At 73.9% G+C, this 20,160-nt stretch carries 15 protein-coding genes and 1 pseudogene; 4 read left to right on the top strand and 12 right to left on the bottom strand.

Annotation, left to right across the window (positions count from 1 at the left end; genetic code table 11):
• The first annotated feature begins 239 nt into the window (after positions 1-239).
• Positions 240-668: a RidA family protein gene (locus tag C1708_RS30740; protein WP_106415751.1), complete on the top strand. Its 429-nt coding sequence runs from the start codon at positions 240-242 to the stop codon at positions 666-668.
• Here the strand turns inward: C1708_RS30740 and C1708_RS30735 are convergent.
• From C1708_RS30735 to C1708_RS30710, 6 genes are all read right to left on the bottom strand, one after another.
• Positions 649-1,440: a VOC family protein gene (locus C1708_RS30735; RefSeq protein WP_106415750.1), complete on the bottom strand. Its 792-nt coding sequence runs from the start codon at positions 1,438-1,440 to the stop codon at positions 649-651. The genes C1708_RS30740 and C1708_RS30735 overlap by 20 nt on opposite strands.
• Positions 1,441-1,558: 118 nt before the next feature.
• On the bottom strand, positions 1,559-1,873 hold the full coding sequence (locus C1708_RS30730) for a hypothetical protein (protein WP_241911363.1): 315 nt from the start codon (positions 1,871-1,873) through the stop codon (positions 1,559-1,561).
• Between the two features lie 20 nt (positions 1,874-1,893).
• The gene (locus tag C1708_RS30725) at positions 1,894-4,905 is read right to left on the bottom strand and encodes a 3-keto-alpha-glucoside-1,2-lyase-like domain-containing protein (protein WP_106415749.1); all 3,012 of its coding nucleotides are present in this window, start codon (positions 4,903-4,905) and stop codon (positions 1,894-1,896) included.
• Positions 4,906-5,120: 215 nt separating this feature from the next.
• Positions 5,121-5,933 carry an SAM-dependent methyltransferase gene (locus C1708_RS30720; protein WP_106415748.1) on the bottom strand — a complete coding sequence of 271 codons (813 nt, stop codon included), beginning with the start codon at positions 5,931-5,933 and terminating at the stop codon, positions 5,121-5,123.
• Positions 5,934-6,101: 168 nt separating this feature from the next.
• Entirely contained in the window at positions 6,102-9,476 is a 3,375-nt protein-coding gene (locus tag C1708_RS30715; protein WP_106416562.1) for a pyruvate carboxylase, read from the bottom strand.
• A gap of 416 nt (positions 9,477-9,892) precedes the next feature.
• Positions 9,893-10,219 (bottom strand): hypothetical protein, encoded by a 327-nt coding sequence (locus C1708_RS30710; protein ID WP_106415747.1) that lies wholly within the window; start codon positions 10,217-10,219, stop codon positions 9,893-9,895.
• 130 nt (positions 10,220-10,349) lie between these two features.
• Here C1708_RS30710 and C1708_RS30705 point away from each other — a divergent pair, with 130 nt between their 5' ends.
• Together C1708_RS30705 and C1708_RS30700 are read left to right on the top strand one after the other, a co-directional pair.
• Positions 10,350-10,892 (top strand): DoxX family protein, encoded by a 543-nt coding sequence (locus tag C1708_RS30705; RefSeq protein WP_106415746.1) that lies wholly within the window; start codon positions 10,350-10,352, stop codon positions 10,890-10,892.
• A gap of 49 nt (positions 10,893-10,941) precedes the next feature.
• A complete protein-coding gene (locus C1708_RS30700) occupies positions 10,942-11,301 on the top strand; it encodes a MazG-like family protein (protein ID WP_106415745.1) in 360 nt (119 codons plus the stop codon).
• Between the two features lie 90 nt (positions 11,302-11,391).
• Here C1708_RS30700 and C1708_RS30695 read toward each other — a convergent pair whose 3' ends face one another.
• The 4 genes from C1708_RS30695 to C1708_RS30680 form a co-directional block, all read right to left on the bottom strand.
• Positions 11,392-12,051, bottom strand: a complete 660-nt coding sequence (locus C1708_RS30695; RefSeq protein WP_106415744.1) for a response regulator — start codon at positions 12,049-12,051, stop codon at positions 11,392-11,394.
• Positions 12,039-13,310 carry a sensor histidine kinase gene (locus tag C1708_RS30690; protein WP_106415743.1) on the bottom strand — a complete coding sequence of 424 codons (1,272 nt, stop codon included), beginning with the start codon at positions 13,308-13,310 and terminating at the stop codon, positions 12,039-12,041. Before C1708_RS30690 ends, C1708_RS30695 begins: the two co-directional genes overlap by 13 nt.
• Positions 13,311-13,450: 140 nt before the next feature.
• Positions 13,451-15,979, bottom strand: a complete 2,529-nt coding sequence (locus C1708_RS30685; RefSeq protein ID WP_106415742.1) for an FtsX-like permease family protein — start codon at positions 15,977-15,979, stop codon at positions 13,451-13,453.
• A gap of 3 nt (positions 15,980-15,982) precedes the next feature.
• Entirely contained in the window at positions 15,983-16,747 is a 765-nt protein-coding gene (locus tag C1708_RS30680; RefSeq protein ID WP_106415741.1) for an ABC transporter ATP-binding protein, read from the bottom strand.
• 281 nt (positions 16,748-17,028) lie between these two features.
• On the opposite strand from C1708_RS30680, the gene C1708_RS30675 reads away from it, so the two are divergent.
• Positions 17,029-18,513 (top strand): MFS transporter, encoded by a 1,485-nt coding sequence (locus C1708_RS30675; protein ID WP_106415740.1) that lies wholly within the window; start codon positions 17,029-17,031, stop codon positions 18,511-18,513.
• Positions 18,514-18,523: 10 nt separating this feature from the next.
• Here C1708_RS30675 and C1708_RS30670 read toward each other — a convergent pair whose 3' ends face one another.
• Together C1708_RS30670 and C1708_RS35355 are read right to left on the bottom strand one after the other, a co-directional pair.
• Positions 18,524-19,408 carry an endonuclease/exonuclease/phosphatase family protein gene (locus tag C1708_RS30670; RefSeq protein ID WP_106415739.1) on the bottom strand — a complete coding sequence of 295 codons (885 nt, stop codon included), beginning with the start codon at positions 19,406-19,408 and terminating at the stop codon, positions 18,524-18,526.
• A gap of 425 nt (positions 19,409-19,833) precedes the next feature.
• A pseudogene (locus C1708_RS35355) lies at positions 19,834-20,086 on the bottom strand (lytic polysaccharide monooxygenase); the annotation flags it as partial.
• Between the last annotated feature and the right edge of the window lie 74 nt (positions 20,087-20,160).

Genomic DNA, 20,160 nt, shown 5'->3' with positions numbered 1-20,160 from the left:
GCCCCCCTTCGGGAGGGTTGGGAGCCCAAAGGCGATGCGCACCCGTGGAAGGGGCGGTCGACGATGGCAGGGTCCGGCTGCCCTGGAAGGGGGCGACGCCCAGAGCCCACGAGCCGACACGATGACGCCGGCCAGTCTCTCGTTCTCCCATCATGGCACGGCGAGTTGGCGACGCCATACGATGCAAGCATGATCCACCATCCGGATGATCTTCGACGACGCACTGGGGCGTGCCGCGTATGACACAGCGACGTGCGATTCTGAGCGGTTCGACGTTCGAGGAGCGGATCGGTTACGCCCGTGCCGTGGTCGACGGCGACCGGGTGCACGTGTCCGGCACCACCGGCTTCGACTACGCCACCATGACGATCTCCGACGACGTGGTGGAGCAGGCCGAGCAGTGCCTGCGCACCATCGGCGCCGCGCTGGCGGAGGCGGGGTGCACCTTCGCCGACGTGGTGCGGGTGCGCTACCTGCTGCCCGACCGGGCGGACTTCGAGCCCTGCTGGCCGGTGCTGCGCCGGTGTTTCGGGGAGGTGCGGCCGGCCGCGACGATGATGGTCTGCGGTCTCGCCGATCCCCGGATGAGGATCGAGATCGAGGTGGACGCACGGCGGCCGGCCACCGCCGGCCGACCCGCCGCCCCCGTCAGCTCTCCGACGGGGTGAGCAGCACGAAGTCGGCCCTGAAGGGGTCGAGGCACAGGGCCATCCGGCCGACGCCCTCCGCGTCCACCGGGCCCATCTGCACGCTGCCGCCGTTCTCCTCGACCCGGGCGACGGCCGCGTCGCAGTCGGCGACCGCGAAGACCGGGTGCCAGTAGGGCCGCCCGCCGGCCAGGGACAGGGCGTCCTCGCCGACCTCCATGAGGCCGCCGTGCATCCGCTCGTCGGGCAGTCCGGCCGGGGTGATCATCGTGTACGTGCCCTCGTCGCCCGGCATCGGCATGTCGGTGAAGCGCCAGCCGAGGACGTCGCCGTAGAACCGCCGGGCCCCGGCCGCGTCGCTCGTGTACAGCTCGGTCCAGCACAGGGAACCGGGCTCGTCGACCAGGTCGACGCCCTTGCTCTCGCCGGGCTGCCAGACGGCGAACTGGCCGCCCAGCGGGTCGCTGTACTGGGCCATCCGGCCCCACTCGTCGAGGTCGAGCGGCGCCACGCGCACGGTGCCGCCGCCGTTCTCGACGGCCCGGGTGGTGGCGTCCGCGTCGGCGACCGTGTAGTAGATCATCCAGGCCGGCCGGGCGCCCTCCTCGGTGAGCCTGCCGAGGCCGGCGACCATCTTGCCGTCCTTGCGGAACATGCCGCCGTCGGCGCCCTCCCCCATCGGCTCGAAGTCCCAGCCGAGGACCGCGCCGTAGAACGAGGCGGCGGCCGGGACGTCGGGGACGCCGAGGTCGAGCATGCAGGGTGAGCCGGGGGCGAAGTCAGTGGTGATCACCGCGAGGTCCTTTCGGAGCTTGCCTGGGGACTCAGCGTGCCACCGGACGCCGGTGCTCGCCCCCCGGCTTCGCCGTCCGGGCGTCCCGGACGGCGAGGCACGCCGTGATCGGGCGTTCCTACGCCTCCCGCTCCGCCGTACCCGTGGTGAACGACGGGACCGGCCGCGAGGGGCGGGCGGCGGCGCGGTGGATCCTGTGGGTGACGGGGCGGCCCACCGGCGGGTGGAAGGCGTCCGGCGGCAGCAGCGCGTTGTGCGCGTCGGCCGGCGGTTCGTTGCCGGACAGCTCCGCGACCGGCTTGTGGTCCGGCAGGAACGCCGCCGAGGCCGACTCGCCCGGCGCGGTGACCTCCGGTCGCCCGGCCGGCCGGCGGCCCGCGGTGCGGCAGGCCCCGCAGGGGTGCGGCCGGGTCCCCGTGGGGCCCGGCCGCACCCGTGTCCACCGGTACCGCGTCAGCTCAGCGGCTCGATACGGATGTTCCGGTACCGGACCGCGTTGCCGTGGTCCTGGAGACGGATCGCCGCGGCCGCGGGTCCCTCGGGCGCGCCGCCGCCCGTGGGTCCGTCGACCACCACGTCGTCGTGGACCTTCCTGCCGTTCCACACCACCGTGATCCGCGCGTCGGACGTCTTGACTCCCTCGGCGTCGTACCGCGCGGCGCGGAAGACGATGTCGTACGACTGCCAGGTCTCCGGCGGCCGGGCGGCGTTCACGTCGGGCGCCTTCTTCTGGTAGATCGCGCCCGCCTCGTCGGCGGCGAGCGTGGTGTCGCCGTAGGAGTCCAGGATCTGGATCTCGTAGCGGTCCTGGAGGTAGACGCCGCTGTTGGCGCGGTCCTGGCCGGTGACGTCCGGGGGCAGCTTCGGCAGCCAGTACTCCAGGTGCAGCCGGAAGTCGTCGTAGCCGTCCTTCGTGCGGATGTCGCCGCAGCAGACCTCCGCCGCCCCGCCCTCGGCCGGCCACTGCACCGGGCGCCCGTCGGTGTGCTGCCACCGGTCCAGGCCCCGGCCGTCGAACAGGGTGACCGGGGCGCCGTGCCGGTCGACGGTGACGAGGTCGAGGTTGACGTGTCCGGTGTCGCCCTCGTCGACCCGGTAGGCGACGGTGTTGTGCCCGGCGCGCAGGCGCACCGTCTCCCGCTGTGTCGACCAGGTGTCCCAGTCGCCGGTGCTGCGCAGACGCGTCTGCCTGATCTTGTGCCCGTTGACGTACAGGGAGACGGACTTGGTGCCCTGGAAGGGGTTCGGACCGTTGGAGTAGCGCAGGCCCACGTCGTAGGAGCCGCTCCTGCCCACCGTGACGTCGAAGGTGGTGGCGGCGCCCTGGGTGCCGTACCGGTCGACGAAGCCGCTGCCGGAGTAGCCGCGGTGGTCGGTGTTGATGCCGGCGGCGCCGGTGAGGGTCGCCTCCTCCGCCTCGTACACCGGGCCGGGCGCGGGTTCGGCGCCGGGCAGGGCGTTGAGGGTGTACCAGGCCTCGGTGCTCCACAGGGTCTCGCCGGACGCGGAGCTGAACGGGCGCGGGGAGCGCAGGTGCACCACGCGGCCGGGCTTCAGGCCGTCGATCGTCAGGGTGACCTTCCTGCGGTCGGCGGACAGGTGCGCGGAGGTCACCTCCAGGGTCTCCTCGGCGATCTTGGGGCCGCCGTAGTCACGGGTCGGGGTGTAGCGCCACTGTTCGGCCCGGTAGCGGTTCACCAGGTCGTCGGCGGTCTCCTGGGACAGGGGCTGGGTGTACTCCAGCTCGAAGCCGTCCTTGCGCACCCGCATGGTCCGGATGTCGAAGGTGTTGCCGCCGTTGGGCGTCAGCTTCTGCAGCCCGAACTTGAGCTTGCCCTCCTGGCCCCAGTTGCCGTCGGCGCCCAGGCCGCCCACGTAGATCGCGCCGTCGGGGCCCATGCTGATGCGGTTCACGCCCGCCTCGAGGCCCTGGGTGAAGCGGAACACGGCGCCCTGGTACTGGCCCTTTACCTTCTCCAGGTAGGCGCGCTGGAGACCGCCGTAGGTGACGTCGCCGAAGAGCATCTGCCCCTTGAAGCGTCCCTCGGTCAGGTGGAGGGGCGTGCTGGGCGAGTTGGCGATCTCGTTCTGCGGCAGCCACAGCACCGGCTGCGTCACCGGTTCCTCGTCGAAGGGTCCGGCGGGGTTGGTGTAGTGGTTGAAGAAGCGGTCCTGCCGGACGTGGACCAGCTTGGACGCGGGCAGCCAGCCGCCCTGGTTGTCGGTGACGAACATGCCGCCGCCGGGTCCCCAGCCGATGCCGTTGGGCGTGCGCAGTCCTCCGGCCAGGTAACTGACCTTGCCCGTCTTCTTGTTCACCTTGACGGTGACGCCCCTGCCGGGTGCGGGCTGCGGGTCGGTGGTGGCGCCGCCGTAGTCGATGGCGACGGACAGGTTCAGGTAGAAGTGGCCCTTGTCGTAGAGGAGTCCGAAGGCGAACTCGTGGAAGTTGCCGCCGTAGGGCCAGGTGGCGACGGTCCGGGACCGGTCGAGGGAGCCGTCGCCGTCGCTGTCGCGCAGTTCGGTCAGCTCGTGCTTCTGCGAGACGTAGACGGCGCCGTCGACGACCTTCAGGCCCATCGGCTCCTTCAGCCCGCCGGCGATCCTCGTGGCCTTCACCTTGTCCGGGCCGGTGCTGCCGGTGGCGTGGTCGAGGGCGTAGATCTCGCCGGCCGTGTTGTCGGTGCCGCCCCAGGTGCTCACGAGCAGCCGGCCGTCGGGCAGCCAGTCCATGCCGGTGACCTGCGGTTCGAAGCCCTCGGGGCGCAGGTCGGTGAGCGTGTGGTCGGGGCGTACGGCGTTCAGCGGCAGGCCGTCGCCGGGCGAGTCGGTGATGCCCTCGCACTCCTTGCGGCCCGGCGCGGTCACCCGGACCACGCCGGCGTCGGTGCTCAGCGCCTCGTTCGGCACGGTGGCGAAGCCGTCGGCGCCCGGCGGCCGCCAGGCCAGGGTGAGCTGCTGGTCGCCGCCGCGCTCGAAGTGGTCGATGCGCAACGCGTGCATGCCCTCGGTGAGTTCGACGGTGCCGTCCTTGGGTTCGGCCCCGTGCAGCCCGTCGTGGTCGACCACCACCTGGTCGCCGATCGCCAGCCGTGAGCCGTCGTCGCTGATCAGCCGGAAGGTGTACGAACCGGCGGCCGGCACATGGATGTTGCCGGTGACCTGGCTGACGAAGTCGTCGGCGAACCCGCCGAAGTCGTCGGTCGAGCTGAAGTCGACGACCGGCTCCAGCCGGTCGACGTTGGGGGTCTGCCCGGGTTTGAGGGTGCAGATCGTCTCGAGCGGGACCTGCACGTCGAACACGCGGAGCGTGACGCCCGGTTCCTGGGGCGGCGCATCGGCCCGCGGGGCGGCGTCCGGCCGGGCCGCGGCCGACGGCGACCCCCACACGCCGCCTGCCAGGAAGGCGCCGACGAGCAGGCCGGTGAGAGATCTTCGGACATGCCGGTACAGCCGTGCGTGCATGCTTCTGCCTCCTGCTGGGTCGACCGGAGGGCCGGATCAACTCCGGTGTGGGACACGCGCATTACGCGTACGCCAACGGTTGCGCCGACACGCTAGGAGACTTCTGCTCAACTCGTCCATACTTTGTCATCGACGAGTTCAAAGTTCGTCGCACGGGCAACGAAGAGGCGGGCCCCGGACTGCCGGGACCCGCCTCTCGTGGACAGCCGGACGGCTCAGGGCTTGCGGGCCAGGCCGCCGTGTTCGGCGATGATCTCCGGGGCCGGCTCCTGGGTCTCGGGACGCCACTGCTGCACCGACACGACGCCGGGCTCGACCAGCTCGAGCCCGTCGAAGAAGGAGGTGATCTCCTCCACGGTCCGCAGGTTGTACGGCACCGCGCCGCTGGCGTTGTAGGCGTCCTGGGCACGCTCGAAGCCCGGGTCGATGCCGCGCGAGCCGTCGTTGACCGACAGGTAGCTGCCGGACGGCAGGGCGGCCATCAGACGGTCGACGACGGAGCGCGCCTCGTCGTAGTCGGCGATGTGGCCGAGGATGTTGCTGAGGATCAGCGCGGTGGGACGCGTGAGGTCCAGGGTGCGGCCCGCGGCCTCCAGGATGCGCTCGGGCTCCAGGACGTTCGCGTCGACGTACGCCGTCGCGCCCTCGGGGGTGGAGTAGAGCAGCGCGCGGGCGTGGGCGAGGACCATCGGGTCGTTGTCGACGTAGACGATCCGGGCCTCGGGCGCGATCCGCTGGGCGACCTGGTGGGTGTTGTCGGCCGTCGGGAGGCCGGTGCCGATGTCCAGGAACTGGCGTATGCCCTGCTCGGCGGCCAGGTACGTGATGGTGCGGCGCAGGAAGGCGCGGCTGCCGCGGGCGATGGCGACGATACCGGGGAAGACGGCGGTGTAGGCGTCGCCGGCCTCCTCGTCGACGGGGTAGTTGTCCTTCCCCCCCAGCCAGTAGTTCCAGATGCGGGCCGAGTGCGGCACCGAGGTGTCGATCTTCTGCTGAGTCGATCCGGGTGCCGTCGCGGGGTCGGTCATGGCTGCCGTCCGTGGTGTTCCGAGAGCTGTTGTCGCCGCTCAATCTACGGTCCCACAGCTCTTCTGCGCGGGCTTGCCCGAAGGCGCGCCGGACGTGCGGACGGGGCCGTCGTCGCGCGGGACGGCGGCCCCGTCGGGGCATATGCCGGAGGCAATACCGGGCAGAGGTCAGGTGAGTTCGACCAGGAGGTCGCCGCCCTCCACCTGCTGGACGCGGTTGATCGCCAGCCGGGACACCGTGCCGGACTTCGGGGCCGTGATGGCCGCCTCCATCTTCATCGCCTCGATGGTGGCCACCGTGGCGCCCGCCTCCACCTGGTCGCCCTCGGCGACCGCGAGGGTCACCACGCCGGCGAAGGGCGCCGCCACATGCCCCGGGTCGGCGCGGTCGGCCTTCTCCGTGACCGGCACGTCGGAGGCCGCCGCGCGGTCACGGACCTGGATCGGCCGCAGCTGGCCGTTGAGCGTGGCCATCACCGTGCGCATGCCGCGCTCGTCGGCGTCACCGACCGCCTGGAGCTCGATCAGCAGCCGGACGCCGGGATCGAGGTCGACGCTGTACTCCTTCCCGGGACGCAGCCCGTAGAAGAAGTCCTTGCTGTCCAGGACACTGGTGTCGCCGAACGACTGGCGGTGCGTCTCGAACTCGCGGGTCGGTCCGGGGAAGAGCAGCCGGTTGAGGGTCGGGCGCCGGTCCTTGGCCAGGCCCTCGCGGTCCTCGGCGGACAGCTCCGGGGCCGGCCTGGGCTCCGCCCGGCCGCGCAGCGCCTTGCTGCGGAACGGCTCGGGCCAGCCGCCGGGCGGGGTGCCCAGCTCGCCGCGCAGGAAGCCGACGACCGAGTCGGGGATGTCGAAGCGGTCCGGCTGCTCCTCGAACTCGCGCGGGTCGACGCCCGCGCCGACCAGGTGCAGGGCCAGGTCGCCCACCACCTTGGACGACGGGGTGACCTTCACCAGCCGGCCCAGCATCCGGTCGGCGGCCGCGTACATCGCCTCGATGTCCTCGAAGCGGTCGCCGAGGCCCAGCGCGATCGCCTGCGTGCGCAGGTTGGAGAGCTGGCCGCCGGGGATCTCGTGGTGGTAGACGCGGCCGGTCGGGGAGGCCAGGCCCGCCTCGAACGGCGCGTAGACCTTGCGGACGCTCTCCCAGTACGGCTCCAGGTCGCCGACCGCCTGGAGGTCCAGGCCGGTGGACCGCTCGGAGTGGTCGGTGGCCGCGACGAGCGCCGACAGCGAGGGCTGCGAGGTGGTGCCGGCCATCGAGGCCACCGCCCCGTCCACCGCGTCCGCTCCCGCCTGGATCGCGGCGAGGTAGGTGGCGAGCTGCCCGCCCGCGGTGTCGTGGGTGTGCAGGTGCACCGGCAGGCCGAACTCCCGGCGCAGCGCCGACACCAGCTTCGCCGCCGCGGGCGCCCGCAGCAGGCCCGCCATGTCCTTCACGGCCAGGACGTGCGCGCCCGCCTCGACGATCTGCTCGGCCAGACGCAGGTAGTAGTCCAGCGTGTAGAGCCGCTCCGACGGGTCGGACAGGTCGGAGGTGTAGCACAGGGCCACCTCCGCCACGGACGTGCCGGTCGCGCGGACGGCGTCGATCGCGGGCCGCATCTGGGAGACGTCGTTCAGCGCGTCGAAGATGCGGAAGACGTCGATGCCGGTCGCCGCCGCCTCCTGCACGAAGGCGTCGGTCACCTCCGTCGGGTACGGCGTGTAGCCCACGGTGTTGCGGCCGCGCAGCAGCATCTGGAGGCAGATGTTGGGCACGGCCTCGCGCAGGGCGGCCAGCCGCTCCCACGGGTCCTCGGCGAGGAAGCGCAGGGCGACGTCGTAGGTGGCGCCGCCCCAGCACTCCAGGGACAGCAGCCCGGGCAGGGTGTGCGCGACCACGGGGGCGACGGCGAGCAGGTCCTTGGTGCGGACCCGGGTGGCGAGCAGCGACTGGTGGGCGTCGCGGAAGGTGGTGTCGGTGACGCCGAGGGCCGGCGACTCGCGCAGCCAGCGGGCGAAGCCCTCCGGGCCCAGCTCGGCGAGGCGCTGCCTGGAACCGGCCGGCGGCTCCCCCGCGGGCGTCTCGGGCAGCTTGGTCAGCGGGTCGATCAGCTCGGGGCGCTCCCCGTGCGGCTTGTTGACGGTGACGTCGGCGAGGTAGGTGAGCAGCTTGGTGCCGCGGTCGGCGGAGTGGCGGGAGGTGAGCAGCTGCGGGCGCTGCTCGATGAACGAGGTGGTGATCCGCCCGGCCTGGAAGTCCGGGTCGTCCAGGACGGCCTGCAGGAAGGGGATGTTGGTGGCCACGCCGCGGATGCGGAATTCGGCCACGGCACGCCGGGCGCGGCCCACCGCGGCGCCGAAGTCGCGTCCCCGGCAGGTCAGTTTGACCAGCATGGAGTCGAAGTGGGCGCTGATCTCCGTGCCGGCGTGGGTGGTTCCGCCGTCGAGGCGGATGCCGGAGCCGCCGGGCGAGCGGTAGGCGCTGATGCGGCCGGTGTCCGGGCGGAAGCCGTTGGCCGGGTCCTCGGTGGTGATGCGGCACTGCAGGGCCGCACCACGCAGGGTGACGGACTCCTGCGACAGTCCGAGGTCGGCGAGCGACTCGCCGGCGGCGATGCGCAGCTGGGCCTGCACCAGGTCGACGTCGGTGACCTCCTCGGTGACCGTGTGCTCGACCTGGATGCGCGGGTTCATCTCGATGAAGACGTGGTTGCCGTCGCGGTCGAGGAGGAACTCCACGGTGCCGGCGTTGCGGTAGCCGATCCGCCGGGCGAACCGCACGGCGTCGGCGCAGATCCGGTCGCGCAGCCCGGGGTCCAGGCCGGGCGCGGGGGCGAGCTCGATCACCTTCTGGTGGCGGCGCTGCAGGGAGCAGTCGCGCTCGAAGAGGTGGATGACGTTCCCCTGGCCGTCGGCGAGGATCTGCACCTCGATGTGGCGGGGCTCGACGACGGCCTTCTCCAGGAACACCGTGGGGTCGCCGAACGCGGAGGCGGCCTCGCGGGACGCGGCCTCGACGGCCTCGCGCAGCTGGGCGGGGTCCTCCACGCGGCGCATGCCGCGCCCGCCGCCGCCCGCGACCGCCTTGACGAAGACGGGGAAGCCGATCTCGTCGGCGGCGCGCACGAGTTCGTCGACGTCGGTGGAGGGCGCGGAGGAGCCGAGGACGGGCACGCCCGCCTCCCGGGCCGCGGCCACCGCGCGCGCCTTGTTGCCGGTCAGTTCCAGGATGCGGGCGTCAGGGCCGACGAAGGTGATGCCCGCGTCCTCGCAGGCCTTCGCGAGTTCGGGGTTCTCCGACAGGAAGCCGTAGCCCGGGTAGACGGCGTCGGCGTCCGCCCGGCGTGCCGCGCGGACGATCTCCTCGACGGAGAGGTACGCCCGGACCGGATGGCCCGGTTGGCCGATCTCGTAGGCCTCGTCGGCCTTCAGCCGGTGCAGCGAGTTGCGGTCCTCGTGCGGGAAGACGGCAACGGTGCGCGCACCCAGTTCGTAGCCCGCGCGGAACGCCCGGATCGCGATCTCGCCGCGGTTGGCGACGAGCACCTTGCGGAACATGGTCGATCCCTTCAGCCTGCCGGTGACGATCACCATCGTGTCCGCGGCGGATCCGGTACGCCATGTGAGCCGGGCCACTCGCACGGACCCGCCCCGGGACACGGACCGGCATACCGGGACGAACGGGGGCCACAGGGGAAACGTGTCCCCGGTGGCCCCCTGCGCCGGACCGGCGCGGGTGTCCGTGTCGGACCGGCGCGGGTGTCCGCGCCCCGGGCTGCTCGACGACCTCGAGCAGCCCGGCGGGCGTGCCGGTGCCCGGGGCGCCGATCGCGCCGGCCGGCGCGTGGGCGGGACGCGTGACCGTCCCGTCACCCGTTCTCCCGGGACAGGCGTTTCGGACGGACGGCCACCCCCTGCGGGCCCGGCGGCTGTGCGGCGCCGGGCCCGCAGGGGGGACGGAAGTGGACGGGCCGTCAGGCCTGACCGGTCTCGAAGCGGGAGATGCGCCCGTCGTCGTCGACGGTGAAGGACCAGGTGGTGCGCATCTCGCCGTAGGTGTCGTTGCGGTAGCGGACGACGAGGCGGCGGCCGCCGTCGGACTCGTTCTCGACCGCCATGTGGCCGCGGGAGGAGAAGATCTCCCGGTCGGTCCAGTCGGCGAGGTCCCGCTCGGTGCCGTCGTCCGCCATGGTGGCGCCCGGCGCCAGGAGGGCCGTGAACGCCTCCCGGTCGTGGTCGTTGACGGCGGAGACGAAGGCGCGGACGGCCGGGTCGCTGAGGCGGGTGATCTGCAGGGGCATGCCTGTCAGGTTCGTACCGGTGCGACGCCCCCGCCACCCGCGTCACCCGAACGGCGTCGGCGACGGGCCGGGGCCGGGGCGGCGGTGCGACGGTGGTCGGGTGCCGGACCACCGTTCACGGGGAGACGACGTGACCTGTTACGACCGACGCGATCTGGGACTGCTGCTGCTCCGGCTGGGAACCGGCGGGGTGCTCGCGGCGCACGGTGCGCAGAAGCTCTTCGGCTGGTTCGGCGGTGGCGGCATCGAGGGCACCGGCCAGTTCATGGACTCCATCGGGTACGCCCCCGGCAAGGTCAGCGCCACGGCGGCCGGTGTCGCGGAGACCGGCGGCGGTCTGCTGCTGGCGCTCGGCCTCGCCACCCCGGCGGCGGGTGCGGCCGCCGCCGGGGCGATGGCGGGTGCGGCGGCGGTGCACGCGCCCAACGGCTTCTTCAACCAGGAGGGCGGTTTCGAGTACGCCGCGTCCCTGGGCCTGACGGCGGCGGGTCTCGCCGTCACGGGGCCGGGGCGGCTCTCCCTCGACCGTGTGCTGGGGCATTCGGTGGACCGGGGCTGGATGGTGCCGGCGGCCTTCGCGGTGACGGCGGCGGCCACGGCGCTGGCCGTGGGGGCGCGCAGCCGGCGGCTGCGGAAGGCGCGGGAGGGGCAGCAGGGGGCGCTGTTCGAGTGACGGGCGGTGCGGCGGGCGCTGTCGGTGGGCTGTGCGAGGCTGTGCGGTCATGAGCGAGCAGTCGTCCTCTCCGCCGTCTCCGGCCGCGGATCTGTGGGGGGCCGTCGAGGGGCTGTGCGGCTGGTTGGACGCCAGCCGTCCCGACGATGGTCCCGACCGGGTCCTGCTGCGGATCCTGAAGCTGTCCGAGGAAGTGGGTGAGGTGGCCCAGGCCGTGATCGGGGCGACGGGGCGGAATCCGCGGAAGGGGGTCACTCACACGTGGGACGACGTGAGCGCGGAGTTGTGCGACGTCGCCGTCACCGCTCTGGTGGCGCTGCGGACCCTCACGCCGGAGGCGCCGGAGGTTTTCGCGCATCACCTGAAGCGGATCACCGAGCGGTCGCTCGGTGGGAGGGGTGAGGCCTGACGGGCGTGGGCCGCGCCGGGCGGTGGGAGTCGTGCGGGGATCGTCGCGCGGCTCCCCGCGCCATGCCCGCACGGTGCGCCCCACCACGGGTCAGCCCCGGCGGCGGACGTCCTCGAGGAAGTGCAGCACGGCCGCCACACGGCGGTCGGTGCGGTCGGCGGGCGGCAGGTCGAGCTTGGCGAAGATGTTGCGGATGTGCTTGTGCACGGCCCCGTCGCTCACGACGAGCCGTTCCGCGATGGCCGCGTTGCCCAGCCCCTCCGCCATCAGCGCGAGCACGTCGCGCTCACGGGGGCTCAGCCGCTCCAGCTTGGTGTCGTGCCTGCTGCGGGCGAACAGTTGGGCGACGACCTCCGGGTCGATGGCCGTGCCTCCGTCCGCCACCCGGTGCAGCGCCTCCAGGAACTCCTCGACCCGCCCCACCCGCTCCTTCAGCAGATAGCCGAGCCGGGCGCTGCCCTGCGCGAGCAGGTCGGTGGCGAAGGCCTGCTCGACGTAGGCGGACAGCACGAGCACCGCGAGGCCGGGCAGACGCCGCCGCGCCTCGACGGCGGCGGTGATCCCCTCGTCGGTGTGGGTGGGCGGCATGCGTACGTCGACGATGGCGACGTCCGGCCGTTCCGCGTCGACGGCGGCGAGGAAGGCGCCGGGCTCCTCCGCCGTCGCCACCACGTCCAGGGACTCGGCGCGCAGCAGCAGCGCCAGCCCTTCGCGCAGCAGCGCGTCGTCCTCGGCGATCACGATCCGCATGGCAGGGTCACCTTCAGGGTGGTGGGGCCGCCGGGTGGGCTGGCCAGCTCCAGTGTTCCGTCGTGGGCCTCGACGCGGCGGCGGATGCCGGTGAGCCCGGTCCCGCCGTGCTCGTCGGCGCCGCCGTGGCCGTCGTCGCGGACCTCCACGTGCAGCAGTCCGTCCGCCGCGCGCACGGCGACCCCCGCCTCACCGGCGCCGCTGTGCCGGGCGATGTTGGTGAGGGCCTCGGCGACCGCGAAGTACGCCGTCGCCTCGACCGCCGCCGGGCACCGCGTGGACACGTCGGCGTCGACCTGGCACGGCACCGGGCAGCCGGCCGCGAGCGCGGTGAGCGCGTCGGGCAGGCTGCGGTCGGCGAGGACGGGCGGGAGGATGCTGCGGACGACCGCCCGCAGTTCGGTGAGCGCCTGTTCGGCGGCGTCCTGGGCGCGGTCCAGGACGGCCGCGGCCTCCTCCGGGTTCCGGGCGAGGGCGCGCCGGGCGGCCCCGAGCAGCACGGTGACGGCGACGATGCGGTTCTGCGTCCCGTCGTGCAACGCCCTTTCCACCCGCCGGAGTTCGGTGACGTGGGCGTCCAGGGCGGCGGCGCGGGTGGCGGTCAGCTCGGCGACCCGCAGGACGAGGTCGGTGCCCGGTTCGGGGCTGAGCAGCCGGCGTCCGGGCCAGGCCTGGAGCCGGGCGAGAGCGGGGGCGCACACCAGGACGACGCCGACCAGGGCCGCACCGGTCCCGCTGACGGCCAGGGCGCCGGGCCAGTCCCGGACGGTCCACCAGCCCACGGCGGAGGCGGACTCGCTCTCCGGCAGGAAGCTCCAGTACAGCGGGAAGGCGACGTCGTGGGCCGCGCTGAGCGGCAGCGTCGCCCCGGCCAGCCCGAGGAACAGGCCGAGGACCGCGTGCGTGACCACCCAGCGCACCTCGCGGCGGACGGCGCGGTCGGCGAGCATCGCGCGCAGCCCGTCGGGCAGCGGCGCCGGGCCGACGGTCTCCGGGCCCCAGCGGGAGAGCCTGCCGCGTTCCCGGTCGGCGACCGCGCGCACCGCGTGCAGGGCGGACGGCAGCAGCCGCAGTCCGATCCCGACGAGGCAGGTCACCGCGGTCAGGGCCAGCCAGAGCGTGGCGAGCAGGGCGAGCAGGGCGGTGCCCAGTCCCCCGACCAGGTGCTCCAGCGCGTCCAGCGCGGTCCGGGCACGGGAGGCCACGGCCCGGCGCCGCCCCGGCCGTACGCCCGCCGGGCGGTCGTGGGTCACCACCATCCGCACCTCCTGGGCACGGAGGATAGAACGCCCGGGCGCCGGCCCGCTGAGCCGTCCGCCGTACGGCGGCCGGGGGCCGGGGCTCGCGGGCCGGGTGCGGGCGCGGGAACGGGCGGGTGTGCGGGAGTGGACGGGCGTGCTCACTCGCGGACGCCGATGCCCTCGACGGGGGCGGTGCGCAGGACGCGGCCGATGGGGACCACCGTGGCGAGCAGCGCCAGCACCGCCGTACCGCCCAGGAGTGCCGCCCAGCCGGCGGGCGGCACGTGGGGCACGGCGGCCCCGGTGACCGCGCGGACGACGGTGGTGAGGGTGACGGCGGCGATCGCGGCGCCGATGAGCAGCGCCACGCCCAGCAGACCGGCCTGTTCGGCGTGGACCATCCGCTTCACCTGGCCGCGGGTGACGCCGACCAGGCGGAGCAGGGACAGCTCCCGGGTGCGGGCCAGGGCGGCCATGACGAGGGTGTCGGCGGCGGCGAGGAACGCGTAGCCGACCAGGACGGCGACGAGCATCTTGTTGAGCCAGCCGCTGACCGCGACGTCCTCCGCGAGGTCGCCGGTCAGCCGGCCGGTGTCCACCACCTGGCCGCCCGGGTAGCGGCGGGCCAGGCCGGCCAGGGCACGCCCGGCGTCCGTGTCCGGGGCGGTGCGGACGAGCACGCGGTCGTCGAGTCCGGTGACGGTGTGCCCGGCGAGGGTCCGCCGGTGCAGGGTGACGTCGCCGAAGCCCCAGCCCCGCTCGTACAGGGCGACGACGCGCAGGGTGACGGGTGTGCCGTCGCCGAGCCACAGCCGGGCCCTGTCCCCCAGCCGCCAGCCCGCCGCGTCGGCGCGGGCCGTGGAGACGGCCACGGTGTCCTCGCGCAGGGCGTCGAGGCTGCCGGAGCGCACCCGCAGGTCCAGGGTGCGGTCCGCGCCGCGCGGGTCGATGCCCTGGGCGGGCACGGTCTGCGGTTCGAGCCGGTCGGGCACCACGACGGAGGTGCGGCGCACGCCGGTCGCGGCGATCACCCCGGGGACGCGACGGGCCTCGGCCGCCGCGGAGGCGGGCAGTCCGGCGCCGGCGGTCAGCGCGTGCTGGGCGAGGACCCCGTCGCGGCTCTGCGCCACGGCCTGCCGCTCCAGGTTGTCCTGGAGGAACCAGACGGTGCCGCCGAGGCCGACGGACAGCACGAGCGCGGTCAGCACGGCGACCATGCCGCGGGCGTTGGCGCGCAGGTTGGCGGCGGCGAGGTAGCCGCTGGTCCCCCACACGGCGCGCAGCACGGGGCCGAGCAGCCGGGCGGCGGCCTGGTTGATCCAGGGCGCGAGCAGCGCGACGCCCAGGACGAACAGGTAGAGCATGCCCATGGCGGCTCCGAGCGCGGCCTGCCCGTCGGTGGCGCCGGTGAGCCCGGTCAGGGAGACCGCGCCGGCGAGGCAGGCCAGTCCGGAGATGAGGCGCACCCTGCCGCCGGTGCCGGGTTCCACGGCCGCCTCCCCGAGCGCCTCGGTGGGCCGGATGCGGGTGACGCGCAGCGCGGCGATCCAGGCGGAGAGCAGCGCCACGACGGCGACCGCCACGACGGCGGCCGCGGCGGACAGGGCGCCGCCCCGGACGGCGAAGTCCTCCGGGAGGAAGCCGCGGGAGACGAGCGCGTCGCGGACCAGGCGGGCGGCGAGCAGTCCGGCGGGAACGCCCACGACGCCGGCGAGCAGGGCGAGCAGCCCGACCTCCGCGAGGAGCATCGACCGCACCTGGCCGGGGGTGGCGGCGACGGCCCGCAGCAGGGCGAGGTCGCGGCGCCGGTGCCGTACGGACAGCCCGACGGTGCCGGCGACCACGAAGCCGACGATGACCGCCGCGTACCCGGCGAAGGCGGCCCCGGCGCCGAGCGTGAGGGAGCGGGCGGCGCCGGCGTCGGGCTCGGCGGCGAGTCCGCGGTCGTCGCCGGTGTACGCGGTGGCGCCCGCGTCGTCCGCGGTCCGGCGCACCTCGGCGAGGACGGCGTCCCGGTCGGCGTCCGGTGCGGTGAGCACGCCGACGGCGTCGTAGCGGCCGGGGCGCGGGTCGAGTGCGGCGGCGTGCGCGTCGGTGAAGAACAGCGCCGCCCGCCCGCCCGCCGTGCCGTCCGCGTCGACCACGCCGCTCACCCGGTACGTCCGGCTCACGCCGCCGGTGACCACCTCGGTGGCGGCTCCCGGTCCGAGGCCCGCGCCGTCGGCGAGCCGGGCGTCGACGGCGATCTCCCGGTCGGAGCGCGGCGGTTCCCCGGACACCAGCCGGTGCGGGGCGAGGGCGGTGCTCGACCAGCCGTGGCCGGTGGCCGGCCGCCCGGGGACCGCCGTGAGGGCGACGACGAGCCGCCGGTCGCCCACCGCGCGGTCGACGCCGGGCACGGCGGCCAGTCTCCCGGCCAGGCCCTCGGGGACGCTGCCCCGCTCGGGCAGGATCACGGTGGTGCGCTCGGTCTCGCCGAGCACCGTCGGCCCGTCGACGGTCAGGTCCCGGTCGGCGACCACGGCGACGGCAGCGCCGTAGCGCTGCGGGTCGCCCTCGTGCCGCCGGCCGGACTCCACGAACAGGACGCACGTCATGAGGACGGCGACGCCCGCGGCGAGCGCCACGAACGTGGCGAGGAAGCCGCCCTTGCGGTACCGCAGCGTCTGCGCTGCCAGCCGGAGCACGCGTCAGCCCTCCCGGCTCGCCGCGGGCTGCCGATGGCCCGGCATCGCGAGCTGTTCGGCGATCCGCTCGGCGCCGGAGCGCTCCATGTCCCGGACGATCCGCCCGTCGGCCAGGATCAGCACGCGGTCGGCGTAGGAGGCGGCCACGGGATCGTGGGTGACCATGACGACGGTCCGGCCGTACCGGTCGACCGCCGACCGCAGCAGGTCGAGGACGGCGGCCGCGGAGCGGGTGTCGAGGGCGCCGGTGGGCTCGTCGCAGAAGATCACCTCGGGACGGGTGACCAGCGCCCTGGCGATCGCGACGCGCTGCTGCTGGCCGCCGGAGAGCTGGGCGGGCCGGTGCCGCAGCCGCTCGCCGAGACCGACCCGCCGGACGACCTCGTCGACCCACGCGGGGTCGGGCCGCAGGCCCGCCAGCCGGGACGGCAGCGTGATGTTCTGCTCCACGTTCAGCGCGCCCACCAGGTTGAACGCCTGGAAGACGAAGCCGACCCGGGCGCGTCGCAGTTCGGTGAGCTTCTTCTCCGACAGGTCCGACAGGTCGGTGGCGCCGATCCGCACCCGCCCGGAGTCCGGGCGGTCGAGGCCGGCCGCGCAGTGCAGCAGGGTGCTCTTGCCGGACCCGGAAGGTCCCATCACGGCGGTCGCGGTGCCGCGTGGGAACTCGGCGCTCACGTCGTCGAGCGCCACGACGGGCTGGTCGCCGCCGTACGTCTTGCGTACGCGCTCGAGACCGACGGCGATGCCGTCCGGGGTCAGGGACATGGTCGGGGGCCTTCCGGGTGCGGTTCCTCGGGCACCCCCGACGCTAGGGCGGCGGCGGGCCGCCGCCCATGCAGCCAGCGACCGGTTCGTGGTGGTGCAGGCGCTACCCGAGGCGCGTGTCCGGCCGGATCGTCGGCCGCCGGTGATCGAGTGGTGACCGGTGGAGGGCGCGCGTACGGTCGAACGGTGGACTCCCGGAAGGGGGACCCGACATGACCAGCAGTCCGCGACCGGCCTCCACTCGGGAGGCCGCACGGGGCGGCCGCGGCGGGGGCAACGCGATGGCCCTGTTCGTCATCGCCTCGTGCCAGCTGATGGTGGTGCTGGACATCACCATCGTGAACATCGCGCTGCCGCACATCCAGCGCTCCCTGGACTTCTCGACCACCAGCCTGTCGTGGGTGGTCAACGCCTACACCCTCACGTTCGGCGGGCTGTTGCTGCTGGGCGGCCGGGCCGGTGACATCCTCGGCAGACGGCGGGTGTTCGTCTTCGGCGTGCTGCTGTTCGTGCTGGCGTCCCTGCTGGGCGGACTGGCGCAGAACTCCGGTCAGCTGCTGGCGGCCCGTGCGCTGCAGGGCGTGGGCGGCGCGATCGCCTCCCCGACGTCCCTGGCGCTGATCAGCACGACCTTCCGCGAGGGACCGGAACGCAACCGCGCGTTCGGGGTGTTCGCGGCGGTGTCGGCGGGCGGCGGCGCGATCGGGCTGCTGGCCGGCGGCATCCTCGTGGAGTGGCTGAACTGGCGGTGGGTGCTGTTCGTCAACGTCCCGATCGGTCTGCTCATCGCCCTCGCCGCCCCGCGCTGGATCAAGGAGTCCGAGCGCCACCCGGGCCGCTTCGACGTCACCGGCGCGCTGACCTCCACGGCCGGCATGGTGCTGCTGGTCTACGGCTTCATCCGGGCGGCACAGGACGGCTGGCGGGATCCGCTGACCCTGGCGTCGTTCGCGGCGGCGGTCGTCGTCCTGGTGGCGTTCGTACTGCTCGAACGGCGGTCGCCGCAGCCGATCACACCGCTGCACATGTTCGCGGACCGCAACAGAGCGGGCACGTACGGGATCATGCTGTTCCTGGCCGCGGCGCTGTTCGGCATGTTCTTCTTCCTCACCCTGTTCGTGCAGAACGTGCTGGGTTTCGGTCCGTTGAAGGCGGGGCTCGCCTTCCTGCCGGTGAGCGCGGTCATCGCGGTCGGCGCCGGGCTGGCGTCGCGGTTCCTGCCGGTGTACGGACCGAAACCGTTCATGGTGGCGGGCGGTCTCTTCGCGGCGGCGGGCCTGGGGTGGCTGACCCTGACCGACGTGCACTCCACCTACGCGGGCAGCGTGCTCGGTCCGATGCTGGTGTTCAGCTTCGGCATGGGCATGGAGTTCGTGTCGCTGACCCTGATGGCGCTGTCCGACGTGCCCGTGCGGGAGACCGGCGCCGCCTCCGGACTGCTCAACGCCACCCAGCAGGTCGGCGGCTCGCTGGGCCTGTCCATCCTGGTGACGGTGTACGGCACGGCCAGCAGGAACGAGGCGGAGAGGCAGGTCCCGCGCTTCCTGGAACAGGCGAGCCCGGCCGAACGGCTGCAGTTCCGGCGCACGGGCGAACTGCCCGGGCTGTGGGGCGCCGAGGTCCTCACCTCCGGGGTGTCCGCCGCCTTCGTCACGGCGGCCGTGTTCGCCGGACTCGCCGCCCTGGTCGCGGTGGTGGCGATCCAGGTCCGCCCGTCGGACCTGGAACGTCTCCAGGGCGGCGGTCCGGGTGTCCCGCCGGGGTGAGGACGCCGGTTCAGCGGCCCTTGCGGGGCAGACGCAGGTCGGCGACGACCGGCCGGTGGTCCGACGCGCCGGTGGCGTGCGTGCGCGCGCCGGTGACGGTGATCCCGCGCGAGACGGTGATCAGGTCGATCCGCTTCTCCGGTGCGGTCGCCGGGTAGGTGGCGCCGGCGTCGGGTGCGGCGTCGCGCAGGGTGTGCCACAGCGGCGCCAGTTCGGGTGCGGACGGCTCGGCGTTGAAGTCGCCGACCAGGATCCTCGGCCCCCGGTCGTCCGCCAGGACCTCCAGCATGTCGGCCACCTGGGCGGCGCGGACCGACGGGTCGGCGCGGTAGTCCAGGTGCGTGCTGTAGACGTGCGTCCGTACGCCCTCGACCCGGATCACGATCTCGGCGAAGCCGGGCGCCGGGGCGGGCACGGGGTCGGGGGTCTGGGTGGACAGCCGGGTGATCTCGTGGTTCTCGGCGTGCAGCACCGGGTGGCGGCTGAGCACGGCCACGCCGTACTGCCGGCGTTCGCCGCCCTCGACGGCCGGGTCGAGGTCGTAGACCGGCGCGAAGAAGACCCGCATGCGGAGCTTCTCGGCGAGCGCGCGGGCCTCGTCCACGAAGGCGCTGCGGTCGCCCCAGTGGACGTCGACCTCCTGCAGCCCGATCACGTCGGCCTTCAGCTCGCGCAGGGCGTCGGCGGTCCGGTCGAGGTCGAAGACCTGGTCCTCCCCCGCCCCCGCGTGGATGTTGTACGTCGCCACGCGGAGCGGCACGGCGGGTGCGCGGGAGCCGGACGGGGAGGCGTCCCCGGCCGCCGTGGCCGGCGCCGCGGTGAGCGACAGGACGGCGGCGAGGAGCACGGCGGCGGCACGGACGGTGCGGGCGGGACGTCTGGGTCCTGACGGCATGCCTTCTCCTGTGTGCGGGTGCGGTGTTGACGCACAGTCGGTGCGTCGACACCGCATGGAAGCACAGGCGAGACCGGCGGCCGAGCGCCTTGGCCTTTCCTTTCCCCTCCGCTCCTTTCCCCTCCGCTCCTTTCCCCTCCGCTCCTTTCCCCTCCGCTCCTTTCCCCTCCGCTCCTTTCCCGCCGGTCCCTTCCCGGCCGTGTCGGCTCATGACATCGCGTCGGTCGCGGCGACCGTGCGGACCGGTGCGAGCACGGTGTCGGCGGTGTGCTCCGGGTGACTTCGAGGACTTCACGCCGCGGACGGTGACGTCTGAGACGTCGCCATGGCCGCTGGAGCGGCCCGGCCGCCGGGATGCCCGGGCGCGGCAGCGGCCCGGTCCGGCGGGGGTCGCCGGACCGGGCCGCGCCGTGCTTCGGGACTCGGCCGAAGTCCGCGTCGCTGCACACCAGGTAGGCCTGGTCGAGGTGCGAGGCCTGCCAGACGGTGAGGACGATGTGGTGTCCGGAGCAGCCGGAGGTCTGCACCGGGAAGGTGATGTTTCGCCGGGGCGAAGCGGCCGGTCCGGGTGATGAAGTCCAGGTCGTCCCAGCCGAGCTTCTCGGTCTTCGGATCGAAGCCCTCCTTGCTCACGTGGACCTTGAAGTGGTCCGCGCCGTGCGACGCCTGGTCGTACAGAACGAGGTGCCCCCGCCTCCGCCGTTCCGGTACCGTGCGACGCATGTCGAGTCCCGAGTCGGACAGGGTGGGGG

It is taken from the genome of Streptomyces sp. DH-12 (assembly GCF_002899455.1).
In the GTDB taxonomy this organism is placed as follows: Bacteria; Actinomycetota; Actinomycetes; order Streptomycetales; family Streptomycetaceae; genus Streptomyces.
The sequence above is the reverse complement of the archived record's forward strand: the minus strand, read 5'-3'. Positions and strand labels throughout refer to the sequence as shown.